The organism is Streptomyces sp. NBC_01003 (genome assembly GCF_045162695.1).
Classification (GTDB): domain Bacteria; phylum Actinomycetota; class Actinomycetes; order Streptomycetales; family Streptomycetaceae; genus Streptomyces.
The window spans coordinates 5,457,107-5,479,701 of record NZ_CP108707.1 but is presented as its reverse complement, the minus strand read 5'-3'; the positions used below and the strand labels follow the sequence as shown (position 1 = coordinate 5,479,701).

13 protein-coding genes, 2 tRNA genes and 1 riboswitch are annotated in these 22,595 nt (G+C 72.8%); of the genes, 6 read left to right on the top strand and 9 right to left on the bottom strand.

All coding sequences use genetic code 11. The features are described from left to right. Positions 1-15: 15 nt before the first annotated feature. Positions 16-3,291: a BTAD domain-containing putative transcriptional regulator gene (locus OG698_RS25135; protein ID WP_406105566.1), complete on the bottom strand. Its 3,276-nt coding sequence runs from the start codon at positions 3,289-3,291 to the stop codon at positions 16-18. An 81-nt stretch (positions 3,292-3,372) separates the two neighbouring features. Beyond that, on the bottom strand, positions 3,373-5,478 hold the full coding sequence (locus tag OG698_RS25130) for an asparagine synthase-related protein (protein ID WP_406105564.1): 2,106 nt from the start codon (positions 5,476-5,478) through the stop codon (positions 3,373-3,375). Positions 5,479-6,092: 614 nt separating this feature from the next. On the opposite strand from OG698_RS25130, the gene OG698_RS25125 reads away from it, so the two are divergent. The 4 genes from OG698_RS25125 (at position 6,093) to OG698_RS25110 (ending at position 11,096) form a co-directional block, all read left to right on the top strand. Then, positions 6,093-7,520 carry an MFS transporter gene (locus OG698_RS25125; RefSeq protein ID WP_406105562.1) on the top strand — a complete coding sequence of 476 codons (1,428 nt, stop codon included), beginning with the start codon at positions 6,093-6,095 and terminating at the stop codon, positions 7,518-7,520. A gap of 105 nt (positions 7,521-7,625) precedes the next feature. Further along, positions 7,626-8,828, top strand: coding sequence for an L-2-hydroxyglutarate oxidase (lhgO, locus tag OG698_RS25120; RefSeq protein WP_406105561.1), 1,203 nt, complete (start codon positions 7,626-7,628; stop codon positions 8,826-8,828). A gap of 42 nt (positions 8,829-8,870) precedes the next feature. Next, positions 8,871-9,704 (top strand): tRNA (guanosine(46)-N7)-methyltransferase TrmB, encoded by an 834-nt coding sequence (gene trmB, locus OG698_RS25115; RefSeq protein ID WP_406105560.1) that lies wholly within the window; start codon positions 8,871-8,873, stop codon positions 9,702-9,704. Between the two features lie 45 nt (positions 9,705-9,749). Further along, positions 9,750-11,096, top strand: a complete 1,347-nt coding sequence (locus OG698_RS25110; protein ID WP_406105559.1) for a PrsW family intramembrane metalloprotease — start codon at positions 9,750-9,752, stop codon at positions 11,094-11,096. A gap of 7 nt (positions 11,097-11,103) precedes the next feature. Here OG698_RS25110 and OG698_RS25105 read toward each other — a convergent pair whose 3' ends face one another. The 3 genes from OG698_RS25105 to OG698_RS25095 form a co-directional block, all read right to left on the bottom strand. Then, positions 11,104-12,048 carry an aldo/keto reductase gene (locus tag OG698_RS25105; RefSeq protein ID WP_406105557.1) on the bottom strand — a complete coding sequence of 315 codons (945 nt, stop codon included), beginning with the start codon at positions 12,046-12,048 and terminating at the stop codon, positions 11,104-11,106. A 111-nt stretch (positions 12,049-12,159) separates the two neighbouring features. Continuing rightward, positions 12,160-13,212, bottom strand: a complete 1,053-nt coding sequence (locus tag OG698_RS25100) for a M23 family metallopeptidase (protein ID WP_406105556.1) — start codon at positions 13,210-13,212, stop codon at positions 12,160-12,162. 11 nt (positions 13,213-13,223) lie between these two features. Beyond that, positions 13,224-13,369, bottom strand: a riboswitch (cyclic di-AMP (ydaO/yuaA leader). Between the two features lie 259 nt (positions 13,370-13,628). Then, positions 13,629-14,735 carry a PP2C family protein-serine/threonine phosphatase gene (locus OG698_RS25095; RefSeq protein WP_406105554.1) on the bottom strand — a complete coding sequence of 369 codons (1,107 nt, stop codon included), beginning with the start codon at positions 14,733-14,735 and terminating at the stop codon, positions 13,629-13,631. 199 nt (positions 14,736-14,934) lie between these two features. Between OG698_RS25095 and OG698_RS25090 the strand changes: the two genes are divergently transcribed. Continuing rightward, positions 14,935-15,008, top strand: a tRNA-Met gene (locus OG698_RS25090). A gap of 51 nt (positions 15,009-15,059) precedes the next feature. Here the strand turns inward: OG698_RS25090 and OG698_RS25085 are convergent. Next, positions 15,060-15,515 carry a tellurite resistance TerB family protein gene (locus OG698_RS25085; protein ID WP_100598964.1) on the bottom strand — a complete coding sequence of 152 codons (456 nt, stop codon included), beginning with the start codon at positions 15,513-15,515 and terminating at the stop codon, positions 15,060-15,062. Positions 15,516-15,693: 178 nt separating this feature from the next. On the opposite strand from OG698_RS25085, the gene mgtA reads away from it, so the two are divergent. Beyond that, positions 15,694-18,252 carry a magnesium-translocating P-type ATPase gene (mgtA, locus tag OG698_RS25080; protein ID WP_406105553.1) on the top strand — a complete coding sequence of 853 codons (2,559 nt, stop codon included), beginning with the start codon at positions 15,694-15,696 and terminating at the stop codon, positions 18,250-18,252. Positions 18,253-18,324: 72 nt separating this feature from the next. Here the strand turns inward: mgtA and OG698_RS25075 are convergent. The 3 genes from OG698_RS25075 to OG698_RS25065 all read right to left on the bottom strand — a co-directional run bounded on the left by OG698_RS25075 (position 18,325) and on the right by OG698_RS25065 (position 22,504). After that, positions 18,325-18,397: transfer RNA gene (locus OG698_RS25075), tRNA-Lys, on the bottom strand. 121 nt (positions 18,398-18,518) lie between these two features. Next, positions 18,519-20,063, bottom strand: coding sequence for an amino acid permease (locus tag OG698_RS25070; RefSeq protein ID WP_406105551.1), 1,545 nt, complete (start codon positions 20,061-20,063; stop codon positions 18,519-18,521). 170 nt (positions 20,064-20,233) lie between these two features. Then, complete coding sequence (locus OG698_RS25065) at positions 20,234-22,504, bottom strand: DEAD/DEAH box helicase (protein WP_406105550.1); 2,271 nt, start codon at positions 22,502-22,504, stop codon at positions 20,234-20,236. Between the last annotated feature and the right edge of the window lie 91 nt (positions 22,505-22,595).

Sequence of the window (22,595 nt, the reverse complement as noted above, 5' to 3'; positions counted from 1 at the left end):
CGGCCTCAGCTGACCTCAGTTGAAGCGGCGGACGCGTTCCGTCAGGAACGTGACCGCCTCGGCCGCCGTGTGTCCCGCACCCGCGGCGCGCGCTTCGGCGTACTTGTCGGCGCCCAGCGCGGCGACCGCCTCCGCCCCCAGCGCCTCGATCTCGGCGCGTTCGGGCAGCGGGCGCTCGGCGCCGCCGAGCCAGCCGTCGGACGCGGCCACCAGCCGTACCGCGCCCTCCGCGTCGCCCAGCTGGGCCAGGAAGAGTGCCCCGCGGCCCGCGAGGCCCGCGTTGACGATCTCCGCACAACGCGTCTCGACCGCGTACCGCAGGGCGTCGGTGAGGACCGCGAGGCCGCGCGCGGGCCCCGACTCGGCAGCGGTGATCCGCGCGTCGACACCCCCGACGGCCGCCGTGAACTGCGGCGGCGGCGTTCCGCGCGACGACTCCCTGGCCGCCTCGTCGCACAGCGCGCGGGCCCGTGCCACCTCGCCGTCCTCCACCGCCATCAGCGCGTTCAGGAGGTGCACGTACGCGTGGGGGTCCGGCACCCCGTACCGGTCGGCCTCCCCGCTCGCCTCGGCCAGGAGCTTGCGGGCCACGTCGGGGTCGCCGGAGCGGTAGGCGATCTCTCCGAGCCGGGCGATGAGGAACGGTGCCTCCGCGTAGGCGCCCACCTCGTAGGCGAGGCGCAGCGCCTCCTCGAACTCGCCCTTCGCCTCGTCGAACCGGCTGCGCGCGATGGCCGCCTCACCGGCCGCGCTGCACACCTGGGCCCGCATCCACCGGTCCCCGACGCGGCGGCTGATGGTCCGCAGCTCGGCGACGTCGTCGTCGACGCCCGTGAGGTTGCCCGGCCCGTCGACGGCGGTGTGCGTACGGAACATCAGGGTGACGCCGATCTCCCACTCGCCGCCGTACAACCGGCAGTTGGCGACGGCCCGGTCGAGGGCGGCCCTGACGTCTTCCGGGTTGTCCAGGAAGTGCACGGTGAACGGCCAGATGATGCCGGGGAAGCGTGCCCCCACGGGCCCGGGCCGCGCGAAGGCGTCGCGCACCCGCACGAGGTACTCCCGGTCGGCCTCCCCGCGCAGGGCGCTCTCGGGTTCGGACTGGGCCACGAAGAAGATGTGCAGGAGGCGCAGCTCCATGAGAGGCCAGTACAGCGGGTCGTCCTCGTCCGCCAGGTCGCCCGCGGCGGGGAACGTCCGCCCGTCGGACCGGGGGCCCCGGCATGCGGAGGGGGCCGGACGCTCCGGGCGGGGCGTCGGGAGCAGCTCCTCCAGGATGTGGCCGACCCATTCGGCGCCCTCCCTGCGGTAGTTGCGCAGCCACCAGAACCAGCCGGTGGAGAGGGCGAGTCCGACCGCGGACTCGGTGTCGCCGGTGACCGTGGAGCGGTGCAGGGCGGCGCGGAGGTTGTCGAGCTCCGTCTCCAGGCGCTCGATCCAGGGAAGCTGCTCGGCGGAGCGCAGGAGCGGGTCGGCCTTCTCGACGAGGGCTCGGAAGCAGGCGACGTGGCGCCGCTCGGCCTCGGCGCGCAACAGCGGTGTCTCGGCGGCGCGTTCGGTCGCGTACTCGTGGATCGTCTCCAGCATCCGGTACCGCATGCTGCCGTCGCCCGGGGTGGCCACCAGGAGGGACTTGTCGACGAGCGCGCCGATCAGGTCGGACGCGGGGCCGGTGCAGACGGCCTCCGCGGCCTCCAGATCCCAGCCGCCGGCGAAGACGGACGCCTCGCGCAGGACCGTACGCTCCTGCTCGTCGAGGAGGTCCCAGGACCAGTCGACGACCGCGCGCAGGGTCTGCTGGCGGGGCAGGACGGTGCGGCTGCCGCTGGTCAGCAGGCGGAAGCGGTCGTCGAGACGGTCCGCGATCTGGCGGGGGGTGAGCAGTCTGAGGCGGGCGGCGGCCAGTTCGATGGCGAGCGGCAGGCCGTCCAGGCGGCGGCAGATCTCGGCCACGGCCTCGGGGTCGCCGGTGACGTCGAAGTCGGGGCGCACGGCGCGGGCTCGCTCGTCGAACAGGCGGTGCGCGGGGTCGGGCGGCAGGGGTTCGACGGGGCGCACGGACTCGCCGGGCACGCCCAGGGGTTCGCGGCTGGTGGCGAGGACCGTGAGGCCGGGGCAGTGGGTGAGGAGGGTCTCGGCGAGCTCGGCCGCGGCGCCGATGACGTGTTCGCAGTTGTCAAGGATCAGGAGCAGGCTGCGCTGGGCGCAGTGCTCGACGAGCAGCGCCACGGGGTCGTCCTGCGGCGCCGAGTGCTCGCTGGTCATCAGGACCGTCTCGCGCAGGCCGAGGGCGCTGACGACGGCGCCCGCCACGGCCTCGGGCTGGTCGAGCGGGGCGAGCTCGGCGAGCCAGGCACGGGGGTGCTCGGCGGCGGCTTCCTCGGCGAGGCGGGTCTTGCCGGAGCCGCCGGGTCCGGTAAGGGTGACGAGGCGGGCCGCCTGCAAGTCTGAACGGATGGCGTCGAGTTCGGGTTCCCGGCCGACGAACGAGTTGAGGCGTGGCCTCAGATTGCCGGCGCGCTGCGGCTGCCGGGGCGGCGCCGGGCGGCCGGAGTCGCGGGCGTGGACGCGGGCCGGGTCGAGCAAGTCGGCGTACAGAGCGGCCAGTTCGGGTCCGGGGTCCACGCCGAGGCCGTCGGCGAGGGTGTGGCGGGACGTCTCGTAGGCGGCGAGTGCGTCGGCGCCGCGGCCCGCGTCGCGCAGGGCGCGGATGAGGAGGGCGTGCAGCGGCTCGTCGTACGGGTGGGCGTGGGTGAGTTCGGTCAGCTCCGGTACGACGTCCGCGGCGCGGCCGAGCTGCAGATCGGCCTCCACGCGCGCGCGTGCCGCTTCGAGGCGCTGGGCCTCGGGGCGGGTCGCGGCGGTGCGGTCGGCGAGGTCGGCGAGTGCGGGTCCGCGCCACAGGGCGAGCGCGTCGCGCAGGGCGCGGGACGCGGTCGCCGGGTCGTGCGCCGTGAGGGCGGCCGTGCCCTCACGGACGAGGCGCTCGAAGACGTACAGGTCCACGTCGTCGGGGCGGGCGGCGAGGCGGTAGCCGCCGCCCGCCTCCGAAGTGACGGCGTCTTTGCCGAGGGCACGGCGCAGTCGGCCGACGAGGGCCTGGAGGGCGGCGGTCGCGTCGGCGGGTGGCTCGTCGGCCCATACGTCGTCGATGAGCGCGTCCGCAGGGGCGGTGCGGCCGGCGTGCAGCGCGAGCGACGTGAGCAGGGCGCGCAGGCGCTGTCCGCCCACGGGCAGGGGTGTGCCTTGATCGTCGTACGCCTCGGTGACGCCCAGGATTCGGTACCGCACGGGTCCATTCTCACGGGTCGGGACGGGCTCAGTCGCGCGGATTCCGGTTCGGGGCGCCGGGGACACCACGGGCGCAATTCTTCAGCGCCCGGCTCCCAGTGCGCCCCGCTGCGGTGCGACGCTCCCTGTGGGGACGGCGCGCTGGCGGGCCGGGGTGCCGGTCCAGCAGGTGCCGCGGCGGGCGAGCAGGCGGCGCAGCCAGAGTTCGAGGGAGACGAGGTCGGCGAGGCCGTCCAGCGGCAGGGGCTCGCCGTCGGCCGCCGCGCGCAGGGCCTTGCGGACGACGCGGGCCTCGATCAGGCCGGTCTGGGCGAGGAGCGGGGTGTCGAAGAGCTGGATGAGGTGGTCGGCACGGACGCGCAGGCCGGTGCGGGCCGCCGCGGCGGACGACGCGTGCGAGGGGGCGCCCCAGCCGGCGGGGAGTTCGCTGACGCCGGCGCCTTCGAGGACGGTACGCAGGATGTCGGCGCGGGCGCCGGGCCGGACGCGGAGGGCCTCGGGGAGGGCGCGGGAGGCGCGTACGACCTGGTTGTCGAGGAAGGGGGCGTGCAGGCGCTGGAAGCGGACCTCGGCGGCCTGTTCGAGGACGCGCAGGTCGGCCGCGTGACGGGCGAGGGCGGCGCGGGCCCGGAACGCGCCGGGCCGCTGCCCCGGTCCTTGCCCCGGACGCGTCGCGCCGTCCTGGAGGCGAACCGATACTTCAGCGAGGGCCTCGCCCGTCAGCCAGCGTGCGGCGGGCCCCGGTCTCGCCCAGGCGAGGGCCGCGAGCGATGCGCCGACGGCGCCCGCTTCACCGCCCGGGTCCTCGAAATTCCGCTGCAGCAGCCGCTCCGCGAGGCTTGCGATGCCCGCCTTGTACGGCGTGCGGGCCAGCTTGCGCGCCGCGCCGTACACGCGCGCGGGCACCAGCACGGAGCCGCCGTCCGCCTTGGCGAGCGCGGCGACCGGCTTGACCATGTGGCGCCGGCGCCGGTCCATGAGGAGGTCGGCGAGGCGGGCCGGGTGCGCGTCGAGGACCTGGCGGGCGCCGTAGCCCGTGAAGTGGTCGGCGCTCCCGGAGAGAAGGCGCGTGCGGTGGCGGGCGGCGGTGATCAGGGAGGGGCCGGGCTCGTCGGTGAGGGGGCCGTCCAACTCGGCGTAGGGGAGCGCCTCTTCGCCCGCGGTGACGACGACGTGGTGAAGCCGAGGGTTCGCGGCGATGGCGCCCGCGCGCTGGAGTTCGGCCTCGCGTCCTTCGGCGCCCGCGGACAGGTCGTTGAAGGTGACGGCGAGGAGGCGTTCGCCCGCGCCCGTGCCGTGGCCGAGGACCGTGCCGGGCAGCCCGGGCAGTCCCGCCGCGAGCAGCGCGAGAGTTCCGGACGCGGGTCCTCCGGAGAGGTCGGCGCCGATGCCGGGCACGGGCATGCCGCGGGCCGCGCGCCGCTCGGCGGGGCCCATGCCGGGGACGGGTCCCGGGTCGATGTCGGCGCCGGGGACGTGCCGGGGCGCGGCGAGCCGGGCGCGTACGGCCTCGACGAGCGCGTCGCGCAGGGCGTCCACCGCGCCGGTGGGGTCCGCGGCGGGCGCGGCGACGGCGAGCGACGCGACCGGTTCGTAGCCGGCGATCTCGCGGGCACCGGCGCGCAGGATCAGCGCGTGGCCCGGCGGGATGCGGCGTACGCCCTGGTACGGCGTCGAGTCGTGCAGGGCTTCGGGCACGTCGGGGGCGGCGAGCAGGGCCGCGAGATGGCCGATGTCGAGGTGGGCCTCGATCAGGTCGGCGAGCGGCAGGGCGGCCGTCGCGTACGCGGTGCCGCCGGCCCAGGGCGTGTAGAACACGGGCCGTGCGCCCGCGAGATCACCGGCGACCATGAGGCGCCGGCCGACCTGGACGACCGCGGTGTAGCTGCCGGACCAGGCGGTGAGGTGGCGCAGGGCCCCGCCGCGCGCGGCGAACAGGCCGACCCGCAGCTGCTCGTCGGTGGCACCGCAGGTGCCGAGTACGGCGATACGGGTCTGCTCGTCGGCGCTGACGATCCTGACCTCGTCCGGACGCCAGTCGCCGACCGCCCACAGCGGATCGGGGTCACCCCACAGGAGCTGCGAACCCACGGGATGGACGGTCTCCCCGTCCGGTCCGGTCGAGCCCGCGGACCCGAACCGCACGGGCCCGGCGGCGGTACTGCTCCACCCCACCAACCACCGCATCGCCGCCTCCACAGGCCGTGGACAGAACCTCGTCAGAAGGAATCAGAGGGAATCACAGGAACAGAGTCCCCATGCTGCCACGAAGGACGCGTACGGGAGAGGCGACCGGGCGGCACGTGCGCCATCGAATGCGCCCCTTTTGAGCGGCAGTTGAACCCCCCAGGGACCGCTCGGGGGCATCGGTGCTGCCGTACGGGACCGTCGATTTTCGGCCAAATCGGCTGTGGATGGCCAGACCTGTGCACACCACATCGGCCACCGCGCGCAACGCACGGTCCGGGAGGCGCCCTGCACCTCCCGGACCGGTCCGCCGCCCGCGGGGATGAAGGCGGCGGTGTCCCCCAGCCCGCTGGATCCAGTACAGCGGGCCGACCCACGCACCATCCATGGAAGCGCTCCCCCCAGGGCCGCAGAAGAGCGCACGCACAGGCGCACGGCCACACGGGCGGAGCACACCGTGACGGCGGCGCCCCGGGCACGTACTCCCGTACGGACAATATTCCCGCCATCCGGAACTATGCCCCTTAACGCTTGGGATCCGGCGAACTACGCTGGGTGTACGAATGCCGCGCGGTTATGCCACCGCGGCAGCCGGCTGTGTCGAGGGGTGGCGCATGTCCAGGGAGCAACGCGGGCCGAACGAGAAACTCGGCACCGTTCTCGCCCTCGCGGGAATCAGCAACGCAGGCCTGGCGCGGCGGGTCAACGACCTCGGCGCGCAACGCGGTCTGACGCTTCGCTACGACAAGACCTCGGTGGCCCGCTGGGTCTCCAAGGGCATGGTGCCGCAGGGCGCTGCGCCGCACCTCATCGCCGCCGCCATCGGCCAGAAGCTGGGCCGGCCCGTGCCGCTGCACGAGATCGGCCTGGCGGACGCGGATCCCGCGCCCGAAGTGGGCCTCGCCTTCCCGCGTGACGTGGGGGCGGCGGTGAAGTCGGCGACGGAGCTGTACCGCCTCGACCTCGCGGGCCGCCGCACGGGCGGCGGCATCTGGCAGTCGCTGGCCGGATCGTTCGCGGTGAGCGCGTACGCGACGCCCGCGTCGAGATGGCTGATAACGCCGGCCGACTCGTCGGTCGCACGCGACGCCCAGCCGCTGGAGAGCGGCGGGGACAACACGCCTCAGAGGGTCGGCCACAGCGACGTCCAGAAACTGCGCGAGGCGGCCGAGGACGCGCGGCGCTGGGACTCCAAGTACGGGGGCGGCGACTGGCGTTCGTCGATGGTCCCCGAGTGCCTGCGCGTCGAGGCGGCCCCGCTGCTGCTCGGCGCGTACTCGGACGACGTGGGGCGCGCCCTGTTCGGGGCGAGCGCCGAACTGACGCGCCTGGCCGGGTGGATGGCGTTCGACACGGGCCAGCAGGAGGCGGCGCAGCGCTACTACATCCAGGCGCTGCGGCTCGCGCGCGCGGCGGCGGACGTGCCCCTGGGGGGCTACGTGCTGGCGTCGATGTCGCTCCAGGCGACGTACCGCGGGTTCGGCGACGAGGGGGTGGACCTGGCGCAGGCCGCCCTGGAGCGCAATCGCGGGCTCGCCACCGCCAGGACGATGAGCTTCTTCCGGCTGGTGGAGGCACGCGCACATGCGCGCGCCGGTGACGCGCACGCCGCGGGTGCCGCGCTGCGGTCCGCGGAGGGCTGGCTGGAGCGGGCGCGCGACGGGGACCACGACCCGTCGTGGCTCGGCTTCTACTCGTACGACCGCTTCGCCGCCGACGCCGCCGAGTGCTACCGCGACCTGAAGGCACCTCGCCAGGTGCGGCGCTTCACGGAGCAGGCCCTGTCGAAGCCCACGGAGGAGTTCGTGCGCTCGCACGGGTTACGCCTCGTGGTGTCGGCGGTCGCCGAGCTGGAGTCGGGGAACCTGGACGCGGCGTGCGAGCAGGGCACGCGCGCGCTGGAGGTGGCGGGGCGGATCTCGTCGGCCCGGACCACCGAGTACGTGAAGGATCTGCTGCACCGCCTCGAGCCTTACGGGGACGAGCCGCGCGTCGTGGAGCTGCGGGAGAGGGCGAGGCCGCTCCTGATGGCGCCGGCGTAGGGCAGATGTGTGAAGGAACCGGTTCAGCCGAACGGCCACCGCCCGGGTTTGAACGCGTTGTCAGTGGCGCAGTGCAGTATCGGGGGCGGGAGGTGAGGCACGGTGATGACGAGCGGGTACGACTGCGACGTGCTGGTGATCGGCGGCGGGATCGTCGGTCTGTCGACGGCGTACGCCCTCACGCGCGCGGTACCGGGCACCCGTGTGACCGTCCTGGAGAAGGAGCACGGCCCCGCCAGACACCAGACGGGGCGCAACAGCGGGGTCATCCACAGCGGTGTGTACTACCGCCCCGGCTCGCTCAAGGCCCGCTTCGCGGTGCGGGGCGCGGCCGAGATGGTCGAGTTCTGCGCCGAGCATGGCATCGCGCACGAGGTCACCGGCAAGCTGATCGTGGCCACCGAGCGCGACGAGCTGCCCCGCCTGCACGCCCTGGTCCAGCGCGGCCGGGAGAACGGGATTCCGGTGCGGGAGCTCGGCCCCGCCCAGATCGGCGAGTACGAGCCGTATGTGCGCGGCCTCGCCGCGATCCACGTGGGCACGACGGGCGTCGCCGACTACGCCTCCGTGGCCCGGCATCTCGCCGAGGCCTCGGGCGCGGACATCCGGTACGGCGCCGAAGTGGTGCAGATCGACCGCCGCGCGGAGCGTGGTGTCGCGGTGCGCACGGCAGCCGGGGATGTCGTGCGGGGGCGCGTCCTGGTGAACTGCGCGGGGCTGCACTGCGACGGGATCGCCCGTCTCGCGGGGGACGACCCCGGCATGCGGATCGTCCCCTTCCGGGGTGAGTACTTCGAGCTGGCCCGCCCCGAGCTCGTGCGCGGCCTGGTCTATCCGGTGCCGGACCCGGCGTTCCCCTTCCTCGGCGTCCATCTCACGCGCGGCATCGACAAGAGCGTGCACGTCGGTCCGAACGCGGTGCCCGCGCTGGCCCGCGAGGGGTACGACTGGTCGACGGTCAGACCGCGCGAGCTCGGCGCCACGTTGGCCTGGCCCGGTTCCTGGCGGATAGCGCGCCGGCACTGGCGGTACGGGGCCGGGGAGCTGCGCCGCTCGCTGTCCCGGGACGCGTTCACGGCGGCGGTGCGCAGGCTGCTGCCCGCGGTGACCGCGGACGACCTGGTGCCCGCGCCCGCCGGCGTCCGGGCGCAGGCGGTCCTGCGGGACGGGACCCTAATCGACGACTTCCTGATCCGCGAGGCCCCGCGCACGGTGCATGTGCTGAACGCGCCGTCCCCCGCGGCGACGGCCTCGCTCCCGATCGGCCGCGAGGTCGCCCGGCGGGCCCTGGCCGCGCTCGGTTCCTGAGCTTGGGCCCCGGCCGGATCCGGCGTCTAAAATCGCCTCACTGTGTCTGAGTCACCCCACACCCCCGAAGCCCACACCCCCGAGGCCGCCGGTCCCCAAGCCCCGGCTCCCGCACGCGCCAAGGGCGAGCCGCGCTTTCCCGACGGGCCCGCGCCCGACCCCGCCGGTTCGCACTTCGAGCGGCGTATCCGCAGCTTCCAGCCCCGCCGCAGCCGCGTCACGACGGGCCAGGCGGACGCCCTCCAGCGGCTGTGGCCCGCGTGGGGCCTCGACATCGACGGGCAGCGCGTCCTCGACCTCGACGAGCTGTTCGACGGCAGGAAGCGCGTCGTCCTGGAGATCGGCTTCGGCATGGGCGAGGCGACGGCGCAGATGGCCGCCGACGACCCCGACACCGGCATCCTCGCGGTCGACGTGCACACCCCGGGCCAGGGCAACCTCCTGGGCCTCGCCGAGCGGAACGGCCTGACGAACGTACGGGTGGCCAACGGCGACGCGATCATCCTGCTCCGCGAGATGCTCCCCGCCGCCTCCCTCGACGGGCTGCGCGTCTACTTCCCCGACCCCTGGCCGAAGAAGCGCCACCACAAGCGGCGCCTGATCCAGCCGGAGTTCCTCAGCCTCGCCAAGGTCCCGCTCAAGCCGGGGGCCCTGGTGCACTGCGCGACCGACTGGGAGCCGTACGCCGAGCAGATGCTCGAAGTCCTGACCGAACACCCGGACTACGAGAACACGCAGGCCGACGGCGGATACGCGCCCCGGCCCGCGTTCCGCCCCCTCACGCGCTTCGAGGGCCAGGGCCTGGACAAGGGCCATGTGGTCCACGACCTGCTCTTCCTGCGCGCCCAGCACGCACCGGCCACCGCCGCGGACTGACACACCCCGTCGCGGCCGGGCCCGTCCCTCGTTAGGGTCAACGCTGTGGCGACCTATCCCTCGTATCCGAATGCGTTTCCGCACGCGCAGCCCGGAGCAGGCGCTCCGGGGCCCGGCATGCTGCGGCATCCGCGCTGGTGGGAGCGGAAGGCCGTGCACGCCTGGGCGCTCGTCTCGCTCCTGACGCTCTCCGGCCTGGTGATCCTCGCCCTCGTGCGGGAACAGACCGGCACCAAGGGGTTCCTGGTCGGGCTCTGCCTCGCGGTCCTGCCCGTCCCGCTGCTGATAGCCGCGTTCCGCTGGCTGGACCGGGTCGCGCCCGGGCCCTGGCGGAACCTGCTGTTCTCCTTCGCCTGGGGCGCCTGCGCCGCCGCGCTCATCGCGATCGTCGCCAACAGCTTCGCGACCCACTGGATCGCCACGAACTCGGCCGACCCAGCGAACGCCGACACCCTGGGCGCGACGGTCATTGCGCCCATCGTCGAGGAGTCCGCGAAGGCCTGCGCCGTCCTGCTCATCTTCCTGTTCCGCAGACGGGACTTCACCGGGATCGTCGACGGCGTGGTGATCGCCGGTGTCACCGCCACCGGCTTCGCGTTCACCGAGAACATCCTCTATCTGGGCAACGCCTTCGGCACCGACCAGCTCAACAGCGGCACCGGCATCGCCTCGGTGACCGCCGCCACCTTCTTCGTACGCATCGTCATGTCGCCGTTCGCGCACCCCCTGTTCACGGTGCTCACCGGCATCGGCTTCGGCCTCGCGGCCTGGACCGCGCCCGACCGCGGGCCGGTGCGGCGCGTGTTCCTGCCCCTCGCCGGGCTGCTGCTCGCGATGGGCATGCACGCCACGTGGAACGGCTCGTCGGCGTTCGGCCGGTTCGGGTTCTTCGGGGTCTACGCGCTGTTCATGATGCCCGCGTTCGGGCTGCTGACCTGGCTCGCGATCGGGACCCGCCAGCGCGAACTGCGCACGGTGCGCACCGAGCTGCCCGCGTACGCGGCGGCCGGCTGGGTCGGCCCGGCCGAGCCGTTCGCCCTCGGCTCGATGCGCGCCCGCCGCCTGGCCCGCGAGTTCGCGCAGCACCACGGCGGCAAGGCGACGGCCAAGACCGTCGCCCAGTACCAGCAGTACGCGACCTCACTCGCGCTCCTGCGCCACCGCGGGCGGCGCGGCCGGGCCGGGCCGGACTATGTCGTACGGGAGCGGGAGTTGCTCGACGAGCTGTGGGCGCGGCGCCACGCGGCCCGCCCCGCCCTCGCCTACGCGTCCCACGCCACCGCGCCGCCCGTGTGGGTGCCGCCGATGTACGCGGGGCCGGTGCACGCGGGGCCGGTCGCCCAGTTCCCCGCGCACAGTGCCCACAACGCGTACAACCCGTACCGCTACTGAGAACGCCTCAGGCGGACGCCTCCGTGAGCTTCGAGAGCTCCGCGTCCGTCAGCTCCAGGTCGGCCACGGCCACCAGCGCCGGCAGCTGCTCCACGGTGCGGGCGGACGCGATCGGCGCGGCCACCGTCGGGCGGGACGCGAGCCAGGCGAGGGCGACCGTCGCGACCTCGGCGCCGTGCGCCTGCGCCACCTCGTCGAGGGCCTTGAGGACGCGCAGGCCGCGCTCGGTCTGCAGGTGCTGGCTCGCGCCCGCGGCCCGCGCGCTGTCGACCTCGGTGCCCGGCCGGTACTTGCCCGTCAGGAACCCGGACGCCAGGGCGTAGTACGGGACGGCGGCGAGACCGCTGCGCGAGGCGACCTCCTGGAGCCGGCCCTCGTAGGTGTCGCGCGAGACGAGGTTGTAGTGCGGCTGGAGCGCGGCGTAGCGGGCGAGGCCCTCGCGGTCGGAGAAGTCCAGGGACTCCTGGAGGCGCTCCGGGGTCAGGTTCGACGCGGCGATGGCGCGCACCTTCCCGGACTTCACCAGCTCGTCGAGGGCGGTGATGATCTCCTCGACCGGCACGGACGGGTCGTCGAAGTGCGTGTAGTAGAGGTCGATGTAGTCCGTGCCGAGGCGGCGCAGCGACTCGTCTGCGGCGGACTTGATGGTGTTCGCGGACAGGCCCTTGAAGTCGGGGTGGGCGCCGACCTTGGTGGCGATGACGACATCGGAGCGGTTGCCGCGCGCGGCCAGCCACTTGCCGATGACGGTCTCGGACTCGCCGCCCTTGTTGCCCGGAACCCACGACGAGTACGTGTCGGCCGTGTCGACGAAGTTGCCGCCGGCGGCGACGTACGCGTCGAGCACGGCGAAGGACTGCGCCTCGTCGGCGGTCCAGCCGAACACATTGCCGCCGAGGGAGAGCGGGAACACCTCGAGGTCTGACGAGCCAAGCTTGCGAAGAGAAGTCATGGCCTGTCAGAACACCGATACGGAGCAAGATATTCCGGGCACGGCCGACCGGCAGCCCTGACGTCGGGGGGTTGCCGTCAGGACCGCCGGGGTTCGGAGGGTTACGAGCCTTTAGATGGTCAGGCCGTTGGAGCGCAGCCACGGCGCGGGGTCGACTCCGGTCGCCTGGCCGCCCGGGTGGACCTCCAGGTGGAGGTGCGGCCCGGTCACGTTGCCGGTGGCGCCGACGCGGCCGATGACGTCGCCGCTGGTCACCTTCTGGCCGGCGCTGACGTTGAGGGACGACTGGTGGCAGTACCAGAGCTCGGTGCCGTCCGGCAGCTCAAGGACGGTGCGGTAGCCGTACGCGCCCGCCCAGCCGGCCTCCTTGACGGTGCCGGAGTGGATCGCCTTCAGCGGCGTACCCGTGGGAGCGGCGAAGTCGAGACCCGTGTGGTAGCCGGAGGACCACATCGAGCCGGGCTGACCGAACGTGCCGGTGATCGTGTAGGAGGCGACCGGCAGCGTGAAGCTCTTGGCGAGCTCGGCGAGGCGCTCGGCCTCGGCCTTCTTCTTCGCGGCCTCCTCCGCCTCCTTCTTCTCGGCGGCGGCCTTGGCAGACGCGGCGTCCTGCTCCTTGGCCGCGTCCTCGGCGGCCTTCTTCGCGGCGGCCTCCTCGGCAGCCGCGGCCTCGGCGTCGGCAGCCTGGTTCTGCTGCTGCTCGGCCTGCTGCATGATGCGGGCGCGCAGGGCCTCACCGGCGGTCGTGCCCTGCTCGGCGTCCGCGGTGGTGATGCCGGCGCCGGTCAGCGGGGCCGCGTCGGCGCCGGACGAGTCGTCGTCCGAACCGTCGGATATCAGCGCGCCCACGCCGGGCAGCGACTTGGCGTCGGGCAGCGAGTCCTTGACGGCCGAGAGGTCGGGCATCGAGATGTGTACGGGGGGCTTGCCGCCCTGCGCGGTGGCGATGCCGCCCGCGCCGACGGCCGCGATCACGCCGACCCCGAGAACTGTGGAACTGCGCGCGAGACCGCCGCGCTGCTTGGCTACGCGGTGCCTGCCGCGTACGGGGCGGACGGACTCCTCGGTGGGATTCCACTCGTCCCAGGTCCGCTCGTCCGCTTCGCCGAACTCTTCGTCGATCGGCGCGTAGGAGAACTCTGGGGCAGGCCGGTTGGACGCCACGGGGGCGCGCTCCTTTCCTTCCTTCTCGCCTACCGGGTTAGCTGACGGGTTCGGAGCAGGAAGGTCTCCTACCGACGCCTTCCGCAAGGAAAGACGTCCGATTCACCCCAAGTTGGTGGTTCCCCGGCTCCCTTGCGGGATTAGGCGCGTGCGCACGGAGCCATCTCTTGTGACGGCTGGGACGACCGCGCTGCGTTATCGAACGTTAATAGACACCGGGGCCCGATTCCAAGCCGTTCCGACTGATCGTTAACGCCTTTGGCCTGGACTTATCGGGGCACGAGCGGGCGGAATCGGGCGAGTTGGCCAGCCGTCGAGACAGGCCGATCATCTGACGGTTTGTCAAATGTTATGCGCAGCGACGCCGTTCGACTACGGAAGGTGAAGACGGCGGTCACGGCTGCTTCACTGCTGCTTCACGGACGCCTCACCGCGAGCAGCGCCATGTCGTCCGTCGTGCCGCCCCCGGTGTGCCGGCGGACCTCGGCGGCGAGCGCGGCCAGCAGCGGATCGGGCCCCGAGAACATCCGTCCCGCGAGCCGGGCCGCCGGGTCGTAGAAGGTGCCCTCCGCGTCGCGCGCCTCCGAGAGGCCGTCGGTGTAGAGCAGCAGCGTCGCCCCGGACGGGAACTCCGTCTCGGACGCCCGGTCGGGCCAGCTGCCGAGGCCACCCATCCCGAGCGGCAGCGCGGGCTCCGGCGGCGACAGGACCTTGAGCGCCCCGTCGCCGCCCAGGATCAGGGGTTCCGGATGGCCCCGGTTGATGACCCGTACGAGGCCGTTGCCGTGCGGGATCTCGGCGAGCACGGCCGTGGTGAAACCCTCGAACTCGTCGAGGCCGTTGCGCCGCAGCCCCTCGCGCGCGAGCGCCCGCTCCAGGCGCTGCGCGACCGCCTCCAGGGTCGCCTCCTGCTCGGCCGCCTCCCGGAAGGCGCCGATGACCACGGCCACGGCGGACACCGCGCCCATACCCTTCCCGCGTACGTCGCCCACGACGAGCCGCACCCCGTGCGGGGTGTCCTGCACCGCGTACAGGTCGCCCCCGATGAAGGCCCCCTCCTGGGCCGCCTCGTAGCGGGCCGCGATCTCCAGGCCGCCGATGCGCTCCGCGGGCTCGGGCAGGACGGCGCGCTGGGCCGCCTCGGCGATCTGGCGCACGGAGGTGAGCTGCTCACTGCCCCGCCGCACGACGCGGTTCATGACACAGGCGAGGACGGCGACGGTGGAGACCGTGACGAGTTCGGTGATGGCGTCGGTGTCGTAACTGCGGGTGTATCTGAGATGCACCCCGAGTACGACGGCGACGGTCGCGAGGCCGGTCAGGAAAGTGCCACGGGGCGAGAAGAACGGGGCGGCGACCAGCGGGGCGGCGGTGAAGAGGGGCACGCCGGTGAACGTCGACGGCGTGACGTAGTCGTAGATCGCCCCGACCACGATGAGCAGCGCGGGCAGCAGCCGCACGAAGAACCGGGCGCGGGACAGGCCCAGCTCCGTCTCTCGCCCGTGTCCTCCTCGCTGCCCCACCGCTCGTCTCCCGCCACCGTCCGCGTCGGTCCCGCGCCTGCGCACGTCGTCGGGCCCCACCCCAGGGTTCCCCCGCGAAAGGCGGCGGGCGACCTGGCGGGACCGACCGGGTGAAAGGGGCCCGAGGCGGCGGATCACGGAACGCCGGGCAACCGATTCGCGTTCCGTCGCCGCAATGGCGTAGAGTCGTGTTTACCGACGCGGGGTGGAGCAGCTCGGTAGCTCGCTGGGCTCATAACCCAGAGGTCGCAGGTTCAAATCCTGTCCCCGCTACTGAAGGCCGAAGGCCCGGAACCATTGGTTCCGGGCCTTCGGTGTATCCGCCTACAGGTCGAACTCGTGCGGGGGCAGGTCGAGCATCAGGCAGGCCTCGCGGACGACGGCCTGCTCGGTCTTGTCGAAGTCGCCGTCCGCGCCGCCGATGACGATGCCGATCTGGATGACCGCGCGCGCCTCGGCGGGCTTCTTCTTCGCCTTGGCGATCTCCTGGAGGACGCTGACCTTGCCGAAGTCGAAGTCGGCGGTCAGCTTGTTCAGATTCGCGTCGAAGCGGCTCTGGAGCTGGTCCGCCGGGAAGTTCTGCAGCACCTCGTTCGTGGAGATGAGCTGGGCCACGCGGCTGCGCTCGGCCGGGTCGATGTTCCGGTCGGCCGCGGCGACCAGCGCGCACATCGCCATGCTCGCGTCACGGAAGGCGCCGCTCTTCAGGTCGTTCTTCTTCGCCATGAGCTGCGTCTGCATCGTCGACGCGGACTCCTTGAAGCGATCCCACAGGGCCATGACTCTCCTCGATCGGCACGTACTGATCTTCTACAGCTCTGTAGAAACTAGCGGGGGGCGGCAAAAGTTCCGCCCCTAAACTGAAGGCTCGAACCCATTGCCGGGGAGCCTTTCGCGGTCCGATGAACGGGAGAAGACGACGGTGACGACACCCGAGAATCCCTGACGGCGCCCGATAGTGACCGATACAGCCCCGCAGACGGATCCGGGCCGTACGACCCTCCAGCTCCTGCGCTCCCTCGACAGCGGCCCGCGCGGCCTCACCGAGGCGGAGGCCGAACGGCGCCTCGCCCGCCACGGCGAGAACGTCCTGCCGGGTACACGTCCCCTGTCCTGGCCCCGCCTGGCCGCCCGCAGCCTGCGCGACCCGTTCACCGGCGTCCTGCTCTGCCTCGGCCTCGTCTCGGCGGCCGTCGCGGCCTGGGGCACCGCCTGCGTGATCCTCGTCCTGGTCGCCGTCAGCTGCGGCCTGCGCTCCGCCGGCGAGCGCCGCGCGGACAGCGCCATGGCGGGCCTGCGCGACCTGGTCGCGACGACGGCGACCGTGCTGCGCCGCCCCGGCGACGACGAGAGCGCCCCACCGGCCGAACACGAGCTCCCCGTAAGCCAGTTGGTGCCCGGCGACGTGGTGCGGCTCGGCCCCGGCGACCTGGTCCCCGCCGACGTACGCCTCCTGCGGGCGCAGGGCCTGACCGTGCAACAGGCCGCGTTCACCGGGGAGTCGGTGCCCGTCGACAAGCGGCCCGTGGACCTGCCCGCGGACGGCGAGTCGGCGCATCTGTGTTTCCAGGGCGGCAGCGTGGCCTCCGGAAGCGCGAGCGCCGTGGTACTCGCGACGGGCGCCGGCACCCGCTTCGCCGCCTCCCACCGCACGGTCGGCGCACCGCGCGGGGCGAGCGCGTTCGAGCGCTCCGTGCACGGCATCTCCTGGACCCTGATCCGCTTCATGCTGCTGACGCCGCCGCTGGTCCTGATGGCGGGCGCCGCGCTGCGCGGCCGGGGCCTGGAGACCCTGCCGTTCGCCGTCGCGGTGGCCGTCGGGCTCACCCCGGAAATGCTGCCGGTCATCGTCACGACGGCGCTCGCCCGCGGCTCCGCGCTGCTCGCCCGCACCCACGGCGTCATCGTCAAACGGCTCCCCGCGCTGCACGACATCGGCGCCGTCGACATCCTCTGCGTCGACAAGACAGGCACCCTCACCCAGGACCGCCCGGCCGTCGACCTCGCCCGCACCGACCCCGACGCCCTGCACTGGGCGGCCGTCTCCGCCTGGTGGACGCTCCAGCTCGCAGACCTGCCGACCCCGGACGCGCTCGACGAGGCGGTCATCACGCAGGGCCTCGCGGCAGACCCGGCCATCACGGACACGTACGACGGGATCACCGCACTGCCCTTCGACCCCGTACGCCGCCTAGCCACCGCCGTCGTCCGGCGGCCCGGCGGCCTCGGCACGGTCACGCTCGCCGTCAAAGGCTCCGTGGAGAACGTCCTCGACCGGTGCGCCCTCGACGACACCGAGCGCGCGAGCCTGCTCGCCCGGGCCGCGGCGCTGTCCGGCGACGGGCTCCGGCTCCTCGCCGTGGCGACCGCCGAACGCCCCGCCCGGCACCGCCCGTACCGCACCGCCGACGAACGCGGCCTCACCTTCACCGGCTTCGTCGCCTTCACCGACGCCCTCGTGCCGACCGCCGAGCAGGCCCTGCGCGATCTCGGAGAGCGCGGCGTCACGGTCAAGGTGCTCACCGGCGACCACCCCGGCACCGCCGCTCGCGCCCTGCGCGATCTGCGGCTCGCCCCCGGCGACGTACGGACCGCGGACGTCCTCGACGCGCTCACGGACGAGGAACTGGCCCGCCTCGCCCACCGCACCACCGTCTTCGCCCGCTGCACCCCCGCCCACAAGGCGCGCATCGTCACCGCCCTGCGTGCCGGCGGGGAGACGACCGTCGGCTTCCTGGGCGACGGCGTGAACGACCTGCCCGCGCTGCGCGCCGCCGACGTCGGGATCTGCCCGCGCGACGCGGTCCCGGTGGCGCGCGACGCGGCGGACATCGTGCTCGCGCAGCCCGCGCACCGGCCCGGCAAGGACCTCACCGCGATCGGCCACGCGATCACCGCGGGCCGTCACAGCAGCGGCAACATCGCCGCGTATCTGCGCGTCACGCTCTCCTCGAACCTCGGCAACGTGATCGCGATGCTCTCGGCGGGCCTCCTGCTGCCGTTCCTGCCGATGCTCCCGGCGCAGGTGCTCGCGCAGAACCTGTGCTTCGACGGGGCCCAGCTCTCGTTCGCCTTCGACCGCCCGGCACCCGACGCCCTGCGCCGGCCCACGACGCTGCGCCCGCGCGACTTCCTGCGCTTCATCACCGGGTTCGGCGTCCTCAACGCCGCGGTCGACCTCGCGACCTTCGGCGTCCTCGCGCTCGCCCTGCACTCCACGGCGGGCGCGGCCGACGAGGCGGCGTTCCACTCGGGCTGGTTCACCGAGAACCTCCTGACGCAGGCTCTGGTGATGCTGCTCCTGCGCACCGGCCGCGCCCCGCGCACCCCGGGCCCTGTCCGCTGGGCGGTCGCCTCCCTGACCGCCGTCGGCATCCTGCTGCCCCTGACCCCCGCCGCCCGCCCGCTCGGCATGACTCCCCTGCCGCCCGTGTACTACGCGCTCCTCGCGGCGGTCCTCGCCCTGTACGCGGTCGCGCTGACGGCGGTGAAGAGGCGGTACCTACGGGAGGCGTGAGGGGCAACGGAGTTCACGGGAACAACACAGCGGCCCGGCCGGCCGAAGCCGTCCGGGCCGCTGTTCACGCGGTAGACCCTGTGGGACTCGAACCCACAACCAATGGATTAAAAGTCCACTGCTCTGCCAATTGAGCTAAGGGTCCACGCGCCGACCCGCGCCGACGCATCCCCGAGCATAGCCCGCCGGGGCCGGGAGGCCGATCGGGTATCGGCCTCCGCGGCCTGTCGGATGTCACACGGGCGGCCGGGCGGCGCGCCCGCCGCTCACGGATCGACCGGTTCCGGCGCTCCCACGCGCCCCGCCTCACGCGCGACGGTCCGCGCGTGCTCCGGGTTGAGAAACCAGTGCCGGGCCGACACCAGCCACCACACGCCCGCGAACCCGAGGACCACAAGGACCGCGATCGGGGCGTAGTTGAACGTCTCCCATGTGACCGGCGAGACCTGCGGCAGCATGAAGAGGACCGTGATGACGGCGACCCACACCACCGCCACGATCCCGATCGGCCGCGACCACCCGCCCAGGTGCCAGGGCCCGCGCTCGAAGTCGTCGCCCTTGCGCAGCCGCAGCAGGGTCGGGACGACGTAGGCGATGTAGAGACCGATGACGGCGATCGAGGTCACGGCCGCGTACGCCGTGACGTTGATGAGGTACGGCAGTCCGAGCACGAGCGCGCCGAGCGCCGCCAGCCACACCGCGGCGACGGGGGTACGGGTGCGCGGGCTGACGGTGTGCCAGACATGCGAGAACGGCAGCGCGCCGTCACGCGAAAAGGCGTAGATCATACGGCTGTTGGCGGTGACGGAGGCCATGCCGCAGAAGAGCTGCGCGCCGATGACGACGAGCAGCAGCAGCTTTCCGGCGGTCGCCCCGAGCGCGTCGAGCAGGATCTGCGCGGGCGGCGCGCCCGTGGCCGAGCCGAGGGCGCCCTGGTACGACTGGATGGCGAAGGTGAAGCCCAGGAGCAGCACGAACCCGGCGATCCAGGACGTCCAGATGGACCGCACGATGCCCTTCGGCCCCGCGGTGGACGCGTCGTGGGTCTCCTCGGTCATGTGCGCGGAGGCGTCGTAGCCGGTGAAGGTGTACTGGGCCATCAGCAGTCCGATCAGGACGACGTAGAACCCGCTGCCCCAGCCGGTGTTGTTGACGAACTTCGTGAAGACGAAGGACGCGGACTGGTGGCTGTCCGGCGCGAAGGCGAGGGCGCCGACGATGACGGCGACGCCGACGACGTGCCACCAGACGCTGACGCTGTTGAGCAGCCCGACGATGCGCACGCCGAAGGTGTTGAGGAGTCCGTGCAGCACGAGGATCGCCGCGAACAGCAGGATCGTCCGCCCCGGCGTCACCTCGAAGTCGAACTGGAGGTTCAGATACGCGCCGAGGAAGGACGCGGCGCCGAAGTCGATTCCTGCGGTCACCGCGACCTGACCGAGGACGTTGAACCAGCCCGTGAACCACGCCCAAGCGGCGGCCGTCCGCGCGGGTGCGAGCCGGTGCGCCCAGAAGTAGAGGCCGGCGGAGGTCGGGTACGCGGAACAGATCTCCGCCATCGCGAGCCCGACGAACAGCGTCATGAGGCCGACCCCGACCCACCCCCAGGTGATCAGGGCGGGGCCGCCGGTGTTCATCCCGAACAGATACATCGTCAGGCACCCGGAGAGCACCGAGATGATCGTGAAGGAGACGGCGTAGTTGGAGAACGCCGACATCCTGCGGGCGAGGACCTGCGTGTAGCCGAGCTGGGCGAGACGTTCCTCGTCGGTCGATGGCGGCGGTTGCTGCGCCGCTGGCTCACTTGTCATGCCCCCAGCGATTCCCGTACCGGGGGCGGGGCATGCGCGGGCTTTGGCCAAAAAATGCCCGCGGGTGAACGGCGGTACAGGCACGCGAAAGAAAGAAGGGCCCGGGAGACATGATCGTCTCCCGGGCCCTTCTCAGGTCAGGCCGTCAGGCCCTGCGGCCTTCAGCCGTTTCAGCCGTTGCGCTTCCAGCGCGGCTTCTCGTCGCGGCGGAACGAGGAACCACCGGTCGAGCCGGAGCCCGCACCGCGGTGGTCGTCACGGCGGCCGTACGGACGGTCGTGGCCACCGGAGCGGAAGCCGCCGCCGGCGGGACGGTCGTCACGACGGTCACGGTTGAACGGACGGTCGCTGCCGCGGTGGCCGCCGGAGGGGCGGTCGTCACGGCGGAAGCCGCCGCCCGAGGGGCGCTCGTCACGACGGTCGCGGTTGAAGCCGCCACCGGAGGGACGGTCGTCGCGACGGTCACGGTTGAAGCCGCCGGACGGACGGTCGTTGTCACGACGGAAGCCACCGGACGGACGGTCGTTGTCACGACGGTCACGGTTGAAGCCACCCGACGGACGGTCGTTGTCACGACGGAAGCCACCACCGGAGGGACGGTCGTCGCGACGGTCACGGTTGAAGCCGCCGGACGGACGGTCGTTGTCACGACGGAAGCCACCGGACGGACGGTCGTTGTCACGACGGTCACGGTTGAAGCCACCCGACGGACGGTCGTTGTCACGACGGAAGCCACCGGACGGACGGTCGTTGTCACGACGGTCACGGTTGAAGCCGCCCGACGGACGGTCGTCGCGACGGTCGCGCTTCTCGTAGTTGCCCCGCTCGTCACGGCGCTGCGGGCGCTGCTCGTACGAGGACGAACGCTCCTGGCGCTCGACCGGCGCGGCGGCCTGCTCCGGGACGGACGCCTCGGCGGCCTTCTCGGCAGCGGCGGCGACGGCGGCGGCGACACCCTCGGCGTCCTCGCCGCGCTCACGGGCGGCACGCGCGGTGAGGCGGTCGGCCTCCTCGCGCAGCTCGCCGGCGCGACGCGTGGCCCGCTCCAGCTCCTTGGTGAGGGAGGTGACCTCACGCTCGGCCTGCTGCGCGGCGTTGCCCGCGGACTCGGCCTGGACCTCGGTCATGGACCGGGCACCGGTGATCTCGGCGACCTCCGGGTCGAAGGCAGCACCGCCCTGGATGATGTGGCGCGAGGCGTCGACGCCCGCGTCCTCCATGAGGCGGAAGATCTGGCGGCGCTGGTGCGGCAGCGACAGGGAGACGACGACACCGGACTTGCCGGCACGGGCGGTACGGCCCGAGCGGTGCAGGTAGTCCTTGTGGTCACCGGCCGGGTCCACGTTCAGGACCAGGTCGATGCCGTCGACGTGGATACCGCGGGCGGCGACGTCGGTGGCGACGAGCGTGTTGACGTAGCCGTCCTTGAAGTCGGCGAGGACGCGGGTACGAGAGCCCTGCGTCATGCCGCCGTGCAGCGCGTCGGCCTTCACGCCGGCGTCCTGGAGCTGCTCGGCGATGCGGTCGGCGCCCAGCTGGGTGCGGACGAAGATGATCGTGCGGCCCTTGCGGGAGGCGATCGCGGCGGTGACCGGCGCCTTGTCCTTGGGCTTCACGATCAGGATGTGGTGGGTCATGGTCGTGACGGCGCCCTGGGCGGCGTCGACCTCGTGCGTGACCGGGTTGGTCAGGTAGCGCTTGACCAGCGTGGAGATCTCGTTCTCCATCGTGGCCGAGAACAGCATGCGCTGGCCGTCGGCCGGGACCTGGTCGAGCAGCTCGGTGACCTCGGGCAGGAAGCCCAGGTCGGACATCTGGTCGGCCTCGTCGAGAACGGCGATCTCGACGTTCTCGAGCGAGCAGGCGCCGCGGTTGATGATGTCGCGCAGACGGCCCGGGGTGGCGACGAGGACGTCGACGCCGCGCTCGAGGGCGTAGATCTGGTTGCCCATGGACGTACCGCCGCAGACGACCTTCATCTTCAGGCCGAGGACGTCGCCGTAGGGCTGGAGGGCGTCGGCGACCTGCATCGCCAGCTCGCGGGTCGGGGTGAGGATGACCGCGCGGGGCTTCTTCTTCTCGGTGTGACCGCCGGCGAGACGCGCCAGGGTCGGCAGACCGAACGAGAGGGTCTTGCCGGAGCCGGTGCGGCCACGGCCGAGGATGTCCTTGCCGGCCAGGGCGTCCGGGATGGTCGCGGCCTGGATCGGGAACGGCGCGGTCACGCCGTTCTGCGCGAGCTTGCGGACGATGCCCTCGGGCAGACCGAGGTCGCCGAAGGTCAGGGTGGGCTCGGCGGGGGTGTCGGTGTCGGCCTCGGCGGAGGCGCTGTCAGCGGCCTCTCCGACGGCAACGGCAGTCACGTCCTCGTCGACGGCGAGAACCTGCACGGCCTCGTCGTTCTCGGGCATGACGGTGTGGTCAGAACTGGAAATGGACATGCGAAATGCGAAACCTTCCGGAGTCTCGGCACGCGCCCGTCAACTCCGTGAATTTCGCAATCGACCGCCTCAATGCGGTCCAGCCACGGCT

Coding starts and splice junctions, on each gene's coding strand:
- OG698_RS25085 (WP_100598964.1), bottom strand. CDS start 15,515: ATGGCCCTGTGGGATCGCTTCAAGGAGTCCGCGTCGACGATGCAGACG.
- OG698_RS25105 (WP_406105557.1), bottom strand. CDS start 12,048: ATGACTTCTCTTCGCAAGCTTGGCTCGTCAGACCTCGAGGTGTTCCCG.
- lhgO (WP_406105561.1), top strand. CDS start 7,626: ATGACGAGCGGGTACGACTGCGACGTGCTGGTGATCGGCGGCGGGATC.
- OG698_RS25125 (WP_406105562.1), top strand. CDS start 6,093: ATGTCCAGGGAGCAACGCGGGCCGAACGAGAAACTCGGCACCGTTCTC.
- OG698_RS25065 (WP_406105550.1), bottom strand. CDS start 22,504: ATGTCCATTTCCAGTTCTGACCACACCGTCATGCCCGAGAACGACGAG.
- OG698_RS25130 (WP_406105564.1), bottom strand. CDS start 5,478: ATGCGGTGGTTGGTGGGGTGGAGCAGTACCGCCGCCGGGCCCGTGCGG.
- OG698_RS25070 (WP_406105551.1), bottom strand. CDS start 20,063: ATGACAAGTGAGCCAGCGGCGCAGCAACCGCCGCCATCGACCGACGAG.